General features: G+C 42.6%; 9 protein-coding genes, 2 tRNA genes, 3 rRNA genes and 1 pseudogene. All 15 read left to right on the forward strand.

Features of this window, described 5'->3' with window-relative positions; translation table 11 throughout:
* Positions 1 to 110 precede the first annotated feature (110 nt).
* The 15 genes and pseudogenes from AN964_RS20700 (at position 111) to AN964_RS20770 (ending at position 13,566) form a co-directional block, all read left to right on the forward strand.
* Positions 111 to 881 (forward strand): type III pantothenate kinase, encoded by a 771-nt coding sequence (locus AN964_RS20700; RefSeq protein ID WP_055741698.1) that lies wholly within the window; start codon positions 111 to 113, stop codon positions 879 to 881.
* Positions 882 to 897: 16 nt separating this feature from the next.
* The gene (gene hslO, locus AN964_RS20705; RefSeq protein WP_055741699.1) at positions 898 to 1,776 is read left to right on the forward strand and encodes an Hsp33 family molecular chaperone HslO; all 879 of its coding nucleotides are present in this window, start codon (positions 898 to 900) and stop codon (positions 1,774 to 1,776) included.
* Positions 1,777 to 1,788: 12 nt separating this feature from the next.
* On the forward strand, positions 1,789 to 2,682 hold the full coding sequence (locus AN964_RS20710) for a peptidyl-prolyl cis-trans isomerase (protein WP_055741700.1): 894 nt from the start codon (positions 1,789 to 1,791) through the stop codon (positions 2,680 to 2,682).
* A 314-nt stretch (positions 2,683 to 2,996) separates the two neighbouring features.
* Entirely contained in the window at positions 2,997 to 3,923 is a 927-nt protein-coding gene (gene cysK / locus AN964_RS20715; protein WP_055741701.1) for a cysteine synthase A, read from the forward strand.
* 121 nt (positions 3,924 to 4,044) lie between these two features.
* Complete coding sequence (gene folP, locus AN964_RS20720) at positions 4,045 to 4,878, forward strand: dihydropteroate synthase (RefSeq protein ID WP_055741702.1); 834 nt, start codon at positions 4,045 to 4,047, stop codon at positions 4,876 to 4,878.
* A complete protein-coding gene (gene folB / locus AN964_RS20725; protein ID WP_055741703.1) occupies positions 4,871 to 5,236 on the forward strand; it encodes a dihydroneopterin aldolase in 366 nt (121 codons plus the stop codon). Before folP ends, folB begins: the two co-directional genes overlap by 8 nt.
* The gene (folK, locus tag AN964_RS20730) at positions 5,233 to 5,760 is read left to right on the forward strand and encodes a 2-amino-4-hydroxy-6-hydroxymethyldihydropteridine diphosphokinase (protein WP_055741704.1); all 528 of its coding nucleotides are present in this window, start codon (positions 5,233 to 5,235) and stop codon (positions 5,758 to 5,760) included. The genes folB and folK overlap by 4 nt, the downstream gene beginning before the upstream one ends.
* Positions 5,712 to 5,927 carry a helix-turn-helix domain-containing protein gene (locus AN964_RS20735; RefSeq protein WP_055741705.1) on the forward strand — a complete coding sequence of 72 codons (216 nt, stop codon included), beginning with the start codon at positions 5,712 to 5,714 and terminating at the stop codon, positions 5,925 to 5,927. Before folK ends, AN964_RS20735 begins: the two co-directional genes overlap by 49 nt.
* Before the next feature lie 45 nt (positions 5,928 to 5,972).
* Positions 5,973 to 6,222: pseudogene (locus AN964_RS25770) on the forward strand (tRNA-dihydrouridine synthase); the annotation flags it as partial.
* A 336-nt stretch (positions 6,223 to 6,558) separates the two neighbouring features.
* A complete protein-coding gene (lysS, locus tag AN964_RS20745; protein WP_055741707.1) occupies positions 6,559 to 8,046 on the forward strand; it encodes a lysine--tRNA ligase in 1,488 nt (495 codons plus the stop codon).
* 334 nt (positions 8,047 to 8,380) lie between these two features.
* Positions 8,381 to 9,931 (forward strand): 16S ribosomal RNA (locus AN964_RS20750).
* A gap of 188 nt (positions 9,932 to 10,119) precedes the next feature.
* Positions 10,120 to 13,054, forward strand: a 23S ribosomal RNA gene (locus AN964_RS20755).
* Positions 13,055 to 13,280: 226 nt separating this feature from the next.
* A 5S ribosomal RNA gene (rrf, locus tag AN964_RS20760) occupies positions 13,281 to 13,397 on the forward strand.
* Together the 16S, 23S and 5S rRNA genes with 2 tRNA genes alongside form the textbook arrangement of a ribosomal RNA operon.
* Positions 13,398 to 13,406: 9 nt before the next feature.
* A tRNA-Val gene (locus tag AN964_RS20765) sits at positions 13,407 to 13,482 on the forward strand.
* Between the two features lie 8 nt (positions 13,483 to 13,490).
* Positions 13,491 to 13,566, forward strand: a tRNA-Thr gene (locus AN964_RS20770).
* Positions 13,567 to 13,797: the final 231 nt, after the last annotated feature.

Raw genomic sequence — 13,797 nt, forward strand, 5'->3', positions numbered from 1 at the left:
ATCAACTATAAACACGAACATATCTTTTTTTAGATAAAACCGTTCCTATTTTATGATGGAAATATGGTATGATGTTGGCATGCAATTAGACTAATTAGAGTGGTGATAGTATGTTATTTGTTTTAGACGTAGGGAATACAAATATTGTTTTAGGCATATATGATGATGAAAAACTAAAGCATCATTGGAGAGTGGAAACAGACCGTTTTAAATCTGAAGATGAATATGCAATGATTATAAATGCCTTATTTCAGCATGTGGGAATACATTTCAAGGATATAAACGGTGTTATCATTTCTTCCGTTGTTCCTCCTATAAACTATGCTCTAGAACGTATGTGCAATAAATACTTCAATGTTAAACCTTTAATTGTTGGTCCTGGTGTCAAAACAGGATTGGACATTAAATATGATAACCCAAAAGAAGTGGGTGCCGACAGAATTGTCAATGCAGTTGCGGGGATACATGAATATGGAAGCCCGCTTATTATAGTGGATTTTGGAACAGCTACAACTTATTGCTATATTAATGAAGAAGGCCAATATTTAGGAGGAGCTATAGCACCAGGAATCGGTATATCCGCAGAAGCTTTATATTCCAGGGCTTCTAAATTGCCGCGTATTGAAATTACCCGCCCTGATGGAATAGTAGGGAAAAATACTGTAGCTGCAATGCAGGCAGGCATTGTATATGGATATGTAGGTCAAGTTGAAGGTATTGTTACTAGGATGAAAGCAAAAAGTAAAAAGGAACCGATTGTTATTGCGACAGGAGGACACTCCAGCTTAATAGCAAGCGAATCAAAATTAATTGATATTGTAGATCCTTTTTTGACTTTAAAAGGTTTAAGTCTTATTTATAAAAGGAATACAAGTGAGTAATGAGGAGGCTTTTCGATTGGGAGATTATTTGATTAAGGCTTTAGCTTATAATGGACAAGTTCGCGCATATGCAGCGAAAAGTACAGAGACGGTAGGCGAGGCGCAGAGACGTCATTATACTTGGCCAACTGCTTCTGCCGCATTAGGACGTGCCATGACTGCTGGGGTAATGATGGGCGCCATGTTAAAGGGTGAGGAAAAATTAACGGTTAAGATTGAAGGGCATGGTCCTGTTGGTGTGATCATTGTAGATAGTAACGCTAAAGGGGATGTGCGTGGCTATGTAACGAATCCGCAAACTCATTTTGATCTAAACGAACATGGAAAATTAGACGTCCGTCGTGCAGTTGGAACTGATGGTACACTAACAGTCGTAAAAGATTTAGGGTTACGTGAGCATTTTTCCGGTCAAGTACCGATTGTATCGGGGGAATTAGGGGAGGACTTCACCTATTATTTCGTTGCCTCTGAACAAGTCCCATCTTCTGTGGGGGTTGGAGTATTAGTAAATCCAGATAACAGTATATTAGCTGCAGGAGGGTTTATTATTCAGCTGCTTCCGGGTACAAATGAAGAAGTAATAGAGGATATAGAAAAAAGAATTCAGGCTAGCCCTCCTATTTCAAAGCTTATTCAACAAGGATTAAGTCCGGAAGAAATATTAATCAGTTTATTAGGCGAAGGAAATGTAAAAGTATTAGAGCAAATGCCAATTCAATTCAAATGTAATTGTTCGAAGGAAAGATTTGCTGCTGCCATTATCAGCTTAGGAAAAACAGAGATTGAAGATATGATTCATGATGATGGACAAGCGGAGACGCAATGCCATTTTTGTAATTCAAAATATCTTTTTTCGAAAGAAGAGCTTGAGGAGTTAGCAGAAGAAGCAAAATAGGGAGAGAGAACCTTGGGGAAGAAGCAATTTTTGTACATTATTGGTGGATTAGTCTTACTTAATATTTGTACCATCTTCTTTTTTACTTTTAAGGATTACGGGAATCAAAGTGCGTTTGCAAATAATAACTTAAACGAAACCGTTGCAAGTGTAGATGGCGAGAAGATTACAAGACAAGACTGGCTGTTAGCAATGGAACAACAAAGTGGAAAAGACACACTAAGAAATTTGATTGATCAAAAACTAATAGAAAAAATGGCAAAAAAATACGGTATATCGGTAAGCGATAAGGAATTAAATCAGGAAATGGCCATTGCCAAATCCATTCAGGATTCAGATGGTGTACTGCAAAATGATGACTTGTTAAAAAATGAAGTTAAAGCAAATTTATTATTTGATAAATTGATCACGAAAGATGTCAAAGTAACGGAAGAACAATTAAAAAAATATTATCGGGATAATCAGTACTTTTATCACATTCCTACTTCTTATAAGATCTCACTAATAGAGGTGAAAACAAAAGGTGAAGCGGAACAAATTATTCGGGATTTAAAAAATGGTTCCAGCTTCGATGCATTAGCAATGGAGGCATCCATTGATCCGGCTTCAAGTCCTCAAGGAGGAAATATTGGTTATATTTCTGAGGATTCCAAGGAATATTCAAAAGAATTTTTACAAACTATTGAACATCTTAAAGTGGATCAATATAGTAATCCTATTCCGTATAAAGGAAATTTTGTGGTTGTGCAAGTTACGGATCGAATTAATGGCAAAGTCTATTCATATAATGAAGTAAAAGATCAAATTAGAAGGCAAGTAGCTTTAAACTCTATAGAGAATTCCGTTACACCAGAATCATTTTGGAAGGAATATCATGTAAAATGGTTTTACGAAAATGAAAAGTGAAAGGCACAAGCTAAGTACTTGTGTCTTTTTATGCTAAAAAAGTATAAATATTTTATCAAATAAAAATGATAACTAATATGATTTTTTCTAGTTCCAGTGCCTATCAGCTAGCAATATTCTCCGTCTCCGCCCTGCGGGTAAGGGCATCAGTTGAAAATGGAAGTGATATTTTCACTCATCCGTATGTCGATGAGCAAGGCGCTTTCGCTTTTCTTTAAAATATGTCGATTCTTTTTCATTGACTTTCCTATATCCAAATGTTAATTTTTAGTTATTAAACCAATAAAAATACTCGGAATTTGGGGTGATTAGTCATGGCTCGAAATGTAAAATCTGTAACGGAATTAATTGGAGAAACACCAGTTGTAAAAGCAACTCGTTTAACTGGAGAAAATGATGCGGAACTTTATCTTAAACTGGAGTATATGAACCCTGGAAGCAGTGTAAAAGATCGAATTGCATTAGCGATGATTGAAGCAGCTGAAAATGCCGGGAAAATTAAACCTGGTGATACAATTGTGGAACCAACCAGCGGAAACACAGGTATTGGATTAGCGATGGTGGCTGCAGCAAAAGGATATAATGCCGTTCTTGTTATGCCGGATACAATGAGTTTAGAACGCAGAAATCTGCTTCGCGCGTACGGTGCGCAGCTTGTTTTAACACCTGGGTCTGAAGGAATGAGAGGCGCTGTCAATAAAGCGGAAGAGCTAGTAAAAGAGAACGGTTATTTTATGCCGCAGCAATTCCAAAATGAGGCTAATCCGGAGATCCATCGTTTGACAACAGGTAAGGAAATTGTTGAACAAATGGGAGATCAACTAGATGCATTTGTAGCTGGTATTGGTACGGGTGGAACGATAAGCGGTGCTGGTAAAGTCCTAAAAGAAACATACCCAAATATTAAAATTATTGCGGTTGAGCCCGCAGACTCTCCAATTCTGGCAGGGGGCAAACCGGGTCCGCATAAACTTCAAGGACTTGGAGCAAATTTTATTCCGGATACATTGAATCAAGAAATATATGATGAGATTATTCACGTTCATACAGAAGAAGCTTTTGAGGCATCCAGGAAAGTAGCAAAACTGGAAGGAATTCTTGGTGGAATTTCCGGAGGGGCTGCCATTCATGCAGCATTAAAGGTAGCAAAAACATTAGGAAAAGGGAAAAAAGTTTTAGCAATCATTCCGGATAATGGTGAACGATATTTAAGTACTGCACTATATCAATTTGAGGATTAAGATTTAGCAAAAGAGGCAATCGGTTCATCCGATTGCCTCTTTAAGTTTACGAATATGGGTTGAGAAATGGCTTGAAAAAGGTTTAGACTATAAATAGGTAAGTGTGAAAGGAGTTAAATAAATGGACCATGTAATTCAATGCGGGCCATACCAATTAGATTATCAGCAGAAGACCTTGATTATGGGAATTCTAAATGTGACTCCAGACTCTTTTTCGGATGGAGGAAAATTCATTGATAAAGAAAAAGCTCTATTTCATGCAAAGGAAATGGTTCGCGACGGGGCAGATATTATCGATATAGGCGGGGAGTCCACGCGTCCTGGACATGAACCTGTTAGTGCAAAAGAAGAAATTGCGAGGATTTTCCCGATCATTTCAGCACTTTCCAAGGAAATATCCATACCTATTTCTATCGATACATATAAAGCTGAAACTGCACAAAAAGCATTAGAGGCGGGAGCGCATATTATCAACGATGTTTGGGGGGCGAAAAAGGATCCCGAAATTGCCGATGTAGCCGCCGAACATGATGTTCCAATCATACTAATGCATAATAGAGAAAACAGAGATTACACGAATTTTATTCGCGATGTATTAAATGATGTGTATGAAAGTATTTCTATTGCAAAAAAAGCGGGCGTCAGGGATGAAAATATTATTTTAGATCCAGGGATTGGTTTTGCCAAAGATGTAAAGGAAAATATTGAAATGATGAAAAACTTGGACAAGCTTGTTGGATTAGGCTATCCCGTTTTATTGGCTACATCAAGAAAAACAATGATTGGACAAATCTTAAATCTGCCTCCCCATGAAAGAATGGAAGGAACAGGTGCAACTATTTGTTATGGTATTGATAAAGGGTGTCAACTTATCAGAGTACATGATGTGAAAGAAATGAGCAGAATGGCAAAAGTAATGGATATTCTTGCTGGTAAGGGAGAGTATGATGGATAAAATATATTTAAATGAGTTAGAGTTTTACGGATATCACGGTGTTTTACCAGAGGAAAATCGACTGGGCCAAAGATTTCGTGTTTCATTAGTGCTTGAACTTGATTTAGCGAAAGCGGGTAAGAGCGATGATTTGAATGATACAGTCAGCTACGCGGAAATATATGAAATTTGCAAAGAAATAGTGGGAGGAAAACCATATCGTTTGTTGGAGGCTGTTGCAGATAAGATTGCTTACACTATATTAAATCATTTTCCGCTTATTGTTCAGACTACTGTAAAAGTAATTAAACCTGACCCGCCAATTCCAGGCCATTACCAATCCGTGGCAGTGGAAATAACAAGGAGTCTGACAAAATGACAAACATAGTTTATCTATCTCTAGGTTCTAATCTCGGTAATAGGGAAGGATTTTTGAAAGACGCAATAACGCAGTTAGTGAATTATCCTGAAATTGAATTTATTAATACATCTTCTATTTACGAAACCGAACCGGTTGGATATTCGGATCAAGGTAATTTTTTGAATATGGTCGTGAAGTTAAAGACATCATTTTCTGCAGAACAACTGCTTGAAATATGTCTCCATACGGAAAAGGAATTGGGGAGAATTAGGGATATTAGGTGGGGGCCAAGGACGGTAGACCTTGACATTTTATTGTTTAATAACGAAAATATAAAATCAGAGAAACTAATTATTCCGCACCCAAGGATGCATGAGAGAGCATTTGTGCTTGTACCATTAATGGAAATAGACCCAGACGTACAGCTGCCAACCTTGAAAGCCCCTTTAAATGAAGTTCTAAACGGAATACCTGATAAAGAAGGAGTTCGCTTATGGAAACAGATAAATGGGGAAGACGCATTCGCGCTTTTCGAAAATTAAAAGGATATACGCAAGAGGAGTTAGCAAAAAATCTAAAAGTTTCTGTGTCGATATTAGGAGAAATTGAAAGAGGAAGCCGTTTGCCTACTGATAGCTTTTTAAATGATGTAGCTGGTTTGCTTGAAATTAAAGTGGATGAGCTTACCCCTCCTGAGGATAAAGAATAATAATATATAGGGGGAGAACCGGCATTTGAAATTGATAAAAATGCAATGAAAAACCAAGTAGTTTTAGGCTCCGATGGCCCGTATTTGTAATACAGCTTTCCGCTTAACGGTAAAGAATTTGGTGCTGGTTTAGTATGTGCTGAAATGAAATCAGTGACAAGGGTATTGTTTTTATAAACGAGAAGACAATGAACCTTTTATATATAGATGAACGTAAAAACCATTCAGTTTGCAAATCTTCGGTGAGGAAAAGGAAACATTAGTGGAAGCAGACGTTTTTTTACATGGTAGAACTCGTGATCAAATGTATGAAGGATTAAAGGGCATGAACGGAAATGCAAAAGTAAGAACCGGCATTTATCAATGTAATACACGTGCTGAATTAGTAGAAATTTTAACAAATTATGTGGAAGAAATGGAAGCTAACGAGGAAGTAAAAGTGGGTTAACTGATTGCCAAACTGCCAGTAAGTCTGGCAGTTTTTTCACTAATTATTAAAATCTATACTTAATGGATGTCTGAATTCTTAAGATTGTGTACAATAATAAAGTATATTCATTATAGGCATACGAGCATTTATAAAATGGCTTTTAAATGAAGAGAGTCTAACTAATAGATTGGAGTGGCAAAAGTGAGTAATGAAGAATTAAATGATCAAGTGCTAGTAAGACGTGAAAAAATGCAGTCTATCCGTGAGAGTGGAATTGATCCGTTTGGAAAACGTTTTGATAGAACGCATAATACTAAACAGATTAAAGATCTTTACGAAGGAATGACGAAAGAAGAGTTAGAAGAAAAAGACGTTCAAGTAACCATCGCTGGTCGTATCATGACAAAACGTGGAAAAGGAAAAGCTGGATTTGCTCATATTCAAGACTTGCAAGGGCAAATTCAGGTATATGTTCGTAAAGATACTATTGGTGATGAAAGTTACGATTTATTTGATACATTAGACTTAGGGGATATTATTGGTGTTACAGGAACCGTTTTTAAAACAAAGGTTGGAGAGCTGTCTATTAAAGTAACGGATTTTGTTTTATTAACAAAATCACTACGTCCATTACCTGATAAATTTCACGGGCTAAAGGATGTTGAACAACGTTATCGGCAACGCTATCTTGATTTAATTATGAGTGATGAGAGTAAAAAGACGTTTATTACTCGCAGCTTGATTATCCAATCTATGCGCAGATATTTGGATAATCACGGATATTTAGAAGTTGAAACACCAATGATGCATGCAATAGCAGGCGGTGCGGCTGCCCGTCCTTTTATTACTCATCATAATGCATTAGATATTCCGCTCTATATGCGTATTGCAATCGAGTTGCATTTAAAAAGACTAATTGTCGGCGGATTAGAAAAAGTATATGAAATTGGTCGTGTATTCCGTAATGAAGGTGTTTCTACTAGACATAATCCTGAATTTACAATGATTGAATTATATGAAGCTTATGCAGATTATCGGGATATTATGAGTTTGACAGAAAATTTAGTTGCTCATATTGCGAAAGAAGTACTAGGAACTACCAGTATTCAATATGGCGAATATGAGGTTAATCTTGAACCTGAATGGCGCAGATTGCATATGGTAGATGCAGTGAAGGAAGTTACTGGTGTTGACTTCTGGAAAGAGATGTCTGTTGAGGAAGCTCGCTCATTAGCAAAAGAACACGGAATTGAAATCACGGATCATATGGAATTTGGCCATATAGTGAATGAATTCTTTGAGCAAAAAGTGGAAGAAACACTTATTCAACCTACTTTTATTTATGGGCATCCAGTAGAAATTTCTCCACTTGCGAAGAAGAATGATGATGATCCACGTTTTACGGATCGCTTTGAGTTATTTATTGTGGGTCGTGAGCACGCGAATGCCTTTACAGAATTAAATGACCCTATTGATCAACGTCAACGTTTTGAGAATCAATTAAAAGAACGTGAACAAGGTAATGATGAAGCACATATGATGGATGACGACTTTGTGGAAGCGTTAGAATATGGTATGCCTCCTACAGGTGGATTAGGTATAGGTGTAGATCGTTTAGTAATGCTATTAACAAATTCAGCTTCTATTAGAGATGTATTGTTATTCCCGTTAATGAAAAACAAGGAATAAATTATTTTTAAAAGCTCCCGAATAGGGGGCTTTTAGTATATTTAAAGTAATAATATATCGTCTATCATTTTTCGAGGATGGATTTTGTTATATTAATATATTAATTAAGGGAATAAAATTTTAAAAAGCTATTGCATATTAGTGAAAATGGTGGTATATTTATATTCGTTGTCCGGTAAGAAAGGGCAACGAGGAAAAAGAAAAACAAAAAAACATGTTGACATCAGCATTGAGATTTGATAATATAGAAAAGTCGCTGATGAACGAAATTGATCTTTGAAAACTGAACAGAACGAAACGTCAATGTTTTAAATAATGAGCTATATCAAACACTTTTTTGGAGAGTTTGATCCTGGCTCAGGACGAACGCTGGCGGCGTGCCTAATACATGCAAGTCGAGCGGACTTTTAAAAGCTTGCTTTTAAAAGTTAGCGGCGGACGGGTGAGTAACACGTGGGTAACCTGCCTGTAAGACTGGGATAACTCCGGGAAACCGGGGCTAATACCGGATAACTTCTTTCCTCGCATGAGGAAAGATTGAAAGATGGCTTCGGCTATCACTTACAGATGGACCCGCGGCGCATTAGCTAGTTGGTGAGGTAACGGCTCACCAAGGCAACGATGCGTAGCCGACCTGAGAGGGTGATCGGCCACACTGGGACTGAGACACGGCCCAGACTCCTACGGGAGGCAGCAGTAGGGAATCTTCCGCAATGGACGAAAGTCTGACGGAGCAACGCCGCGTGAGTGATGAAGGTTTTCGGATCGTAAAACTCTGTTGTTAGGGAAGAACAAGTATCGTTCGAATAGGGCGGTACCTTGACGGTACCTAACCAGAAAGCCACGGCTAACTACGTGCCAGCAGCCGCGGTAATACGTAGGTGGCAAGCGTTGTCCGGAATTATTGGGCGTAAAGCGCGCGCAGGCGGTTTCTTAAGTCTGATGTGAAAGCCCACGGCTCAACCGTGGAGGGTCATTGGAAACTGGGAGACTTGAGTGCAGAAGAGGAGAGTGGAATTCCACGTGTAGCGGTGAAATGCGTAGAGATGTGGAGGAACACCAGTGGCGAAGGCGACTCTCTGGTCTGTAACTGACGCTGAGGCGCGAAAGCGTGGGGAGCGAACAGGATTAGATACCCTGGTAGTCCACGCCGTAAACGATGAGTGCTAAGTGTTAGAGGGTTTCCGCCCTTTAGTGCTGCAGCTAACGCATTAAGCACTCCGCCTGGGGAGTACGGCCGCAAGGCTGAAACTCAAAGGAATTGACGGGGGCCCGCACAAGCGGTGGAGCATGTGGTTTAATTCGAAGCAACGCGAAGAACCTTACCAGGTCTTGACATCCTCTGACAACCCTAGAGATAGGGCGTTCCCCTTCGGGGGACAGAGTGACAGGTGGTGCATGGTTGTCGTCAGCTCGTGTCGTGAGATGTTGGGTTAAGTCCCGCAACGAGCGCAACCCTTGACCTTAGTTGCCAGCATTCAGTTGGGCACTCTAAGGTGACTGCCGGTGACAAACCGGAGGAAGGTGGGGATGACGTCAAATCATCATGCCCCTTATGACCTGGGCTACACACGTGCTACAATGGATGGTACAAAGGGCTGCGAGACCGCGAGGTTAAGCCAATCCCATAAAACCATTCTCAGTTCGGATTGCAGGCTGCAACTCGCCTGCATGAAGCCGGAATCGCTAGTAATCGCGGATCAGCATGCCGCGGTGAATACGTTCCCGGGCCTTGTACACACCGCCCGTCACACCACGAGAGTTTGTAACACCCGAAGTCGGTGAGGTAACCTTTTGGAGCCAGCCGCCGAAGGTGGGACAGATGATTGGGGTGAAGTCGTAACAAGGTAGCCGTATCGGAAGGTGCGGCTGGATCACCTCCTTTCTAAGGATAATGGAAAACCACTTACGTGGTTATAAGAAGACGTTTTTAAGTTCTGTTCAGTTTTGGATGATCAATTCATCCAGGATAATTTGTTCCTTGAAAACTAGATACTGATAGAAGAAACCAAGTAAAACCGAGAATCGCCACTTTATGGATTTCATCCATTTTAAAGTAGTAATAACCTTATAGGTTAAGTTAGTAAGGGCGCACGGTGGATGCCTTGGCACTAGGAGCCGATGAAGGACGGGACTAACACCGATATGCTTCGGGGAGCTGTAAGCAAGCTTTGATCCGGAGATTTCCGAATGGGGGAACCCACTGCTCGTAATGGAGCAGTATCTTTACCTGAATACATAGGGTAATGAAGGCAGACCCGGGGAACTGAAACATCTAAGTACCCGGAGGAAGAGAAAGCAAACGCGATTTCCTGAGTAGCGGCGAGCGAAACGGAAGAAGCCCAAACCAAGAGGCTTGCCTCTTGGGGTTGTAGGACACTCTATACGGAGTTACAAAGGAACGGAGTAGATGAAGAGGTCTGGAAAGGCCCGTCAAAGAAGGTAACAACCCTGTAGTTGAAACTTCGTTCCCTCCAGAGTGGATCCTGAGTACGGCGGGACACGTGAAATCCCGTCGGAAGCAGGGAGGACCATCTCCCAAGGCTAAATACTCCCTAGTGACCGATAGTGAACCAGTACCGTGAGGGAAAGGTGAAAAGCACCCCGGGAGGGGAGTGAAAGAGAACCTGAAACCGTGTGCCTACAAGTAGTTAGAGCCCGTTAATGGGTGATAGCGTGCCTTTTGTAGAATGAACCGGCGAGTTACGATTTCATGCAAGGTTAAGCTGATGAAGCGGAGCCGCAGCGAAAGCGAGTCTGAATAGGGCGAATAAGTATGAGGTCGTAGACCCGAAACCAGGTGATCTACCCATGTCCAGGGTGAAGGTAAGGTAACACTTACTGGAGGCCCGAACCCACGCACGTTGAAAAGTGCGGGGATGAGGTGTGGGTAGCGGAGAAATTCCAATCGAACTTGGAGATAGCTGGTTCTCTCCGAAATAGCTTTAGGGCTAGCCTCAAGATGAAGAGTATTGGAGGTAGAGCACTGTTTGGACTAGGGGCCCTCATCGGGTTACCGAATTCAGACAAACTCCGAATGCCAAATACTTATGCTTGGGAGTCAGACTGCGAGTGATAAGATCCGTAGTCAAAAGGGAAACAGCCCAGACCACCAGCTAAGGTCCCAAAGTATACGTTAAGTGGAAAAGGATGTGGAGTTGCTTAGACAACCAGGATGTTGGCTTAGAAGCAGCCACCATTTAAAGAGTGCGTAATAGCTCACTGGTCGAGTGACTCTGCGCCGAAAATGTACCGGGGCTAAACGTATCACCGAAGCTGTGGATGGACACCTGGCAGGTGTCCGTGGTAGGAGAGCGTTCTAAGGGCGGTGAAGCTAGACCGGAAGGACTAGTGGAGCGCTTAGAAGTGAGAATGCCGGTATGAGTAGCGAAAGAAGGGTGAGAATCCCTTCCACCGAATGCCTAAGGTTTCCTGAGGAAGGCTCGTCCGCTCAGGGTTAGTCGGGACCTAAGCCGAGGCCGAAAGGCGTAGGCGATGGACAACAGGTTGATATTCCTGTACCACCTCTTCACCGTTTGAACGATGGGGGGACGCAGGAGGATAGGGTAAGCGCACTGCTGGTTATGTGCGTCTAAGCAGTTAGGCTGGTTACGAGGCAAATCCCGTAACCGTGAAGGCGGAGCTGTGATAGCGAGGGAAATATAGTACCGAAGTTCCTGATTCCACACTGCCAAGAAAATCCTCTAGTGAGGTGAAAGGTGCCCGTACCGCAAACCGACACAGGTAGGCGAGGAGAGAATCCTAAGGTGAGCGAGAGAACTCTCGTTAAGGAACTCGGCAAAATGACCCCGTAACTTCGGGAGAAGGGGTGCTCTGGTAGGGTGCAAGCCCGAGAGAGCCGCAGTGAATAGGCCCAGGCGACTGTTTAGCAAAAACACAGGTCTCTGCGAAGCCGCAAGGCGAAGTATAGGGGCTGACGCCTGCCCGGTGCTGGAAGGTTAAGAGGAGGGGTTAGCGTAAGCGAAGCTCTGAATTGAAGCCCCAGTAAACGGCGGCCGTAACTATAACGGTCCTAAGGTAGCGAAATTCCTTGTCAGGTAAGTTCTGACCCGCACGAAAGGCGTAACGATCTGGGCACTGTCTCAACGAGAGACTCGGTGAAATTATAGTACCTGTGAAGATGCAGGTTACCCGCGACAGGACGGAAAGACCCCGTGGAGCTTTACTGCAGCCTGATATTGAATTTTGGTACAGCTTGTACAGGATAGGTAGGAGCCTTTGAAGCCGGAGCGCCAGCTTCGGTGGAGGCGTCGGTGGGATACTACCCTGGCTGTATTGAAATTCTAACCCGCACCCCTGATCGGGGTGGGAGACAGTGTCAGGCAGGCAGTTTGACTGGGGCGGTCGCCTCCTAAAGAGTAACGGAGGCGCCCAAAGGTTCCCTCAGAATGGTTGGAAATCATTCGTAGAGTGTAAAGGCACAAGGGAGCTTGACTGCGAGACCTACAAGTCGAGCAGGGACGAAAGTCGGGCTTAGTGATCCGGTGGTTCCGCATGGAAGGGCCATCGCTCAACGGATAAAAGCTACCCCGGGGATAACAGGCTTATCTCCCCCAAGAGTCCACATCGACGGGGAGGTTTGGCACCTCGATGTCGGCTCATCGCATCCTGGGGCTGTAGTCGGTCCCAAGGGTTGGGCTGTTCGCCCATTAAAGCGGTACGCGAGCTGGGTTCAGAACGTCGTGAGACAGTTCGGTCCCTATCCGTCGTGGGCGTAGGAAATTTGAGAGGAGCTGTCCTTAGTACGAGAGGACCGGGATGGACGCACCGCTGGTGTACCAGTTGTCTTGCCAAAGGCATCGCTGGGTAGCTATGTGCGGAAGGGATAAGTGCTGAAAGCATCTAAGCATGAAGCCCCCCTCAAGATGAGATTTCCCATAGCGCAAGCTAGTAAGATCCCTGAAAGATGATCAGGTTGATAGGTTCGAGGTGGAAGTGTGGCGACACATGGAGCTGACGAATACTAATCGATCGAGGACTTAACCAAAATATAAAGCGGAAGCGCCTTGCTCATCGGCGTATGAATTTCGTAGTCTTCGACTGAGATAAAGGAAACACAGTGAGGTAGTTCACGAACTGATGTTGACTTATCGTAGGGAGGAGACGGAGAAATTCACTAGCCGATAGGCGCTGGAGCTGGATTGAAAAAAGCGAAACTCAGTTTTACTTCTTCTTCTGCAGTATTTAGTTTTGAGGGAACAAACCTCATATAGTCTGGTAATTATGGCGAGAAGGTCACACCCGTTCCCATCCCGAACACGGAAGTTAAGCTTCTCAGCGCCGATGGTAGTTGGGGGCTCTCCCCCTGCAAGAGTAGGACGTTGCCAGGCTTACATAATGGAGGATTAGCTCAGCTGGGAGAGCACCTGCCTTACAAGCAGGGGGTCGGCGGTTCGATCCCGTCATCCTCCACCATATAAAATGCCGGCCTAGCTCAATTGGTAGAGCAACTGACTTGTAATCAGTAGGTTGGGGGTTCAAGTCCTCTGGCCGGCACCATTTCCGAGCCATTAGCTCAGTCGGTAGAGCACGATCGAGTAAGCTACGAAGCGACGCACCAGCGTACAGCTTGAACTGCTACTTGAATAGGCTTACTGAAAGCTGGACGTCGTAGATGCACTATAGTAGAAAGCAATATAAAATCCGTTTTTAAAACTAAAAATAAGAGCCATTAGCTCAGTCGGTAGAGCATCTGACTTTTAATCAGAGGGTCGAAGGTTCGAGTCCTTC

Source organism: Heyndrickxia shackletonii (genome assembly GCF_001420715.1).
Lineage (GTDB): Bacteria > Bacillota > Bacilli > Bacillales > Bacillaceae_C > Margalitia > Margalitia shackletonii.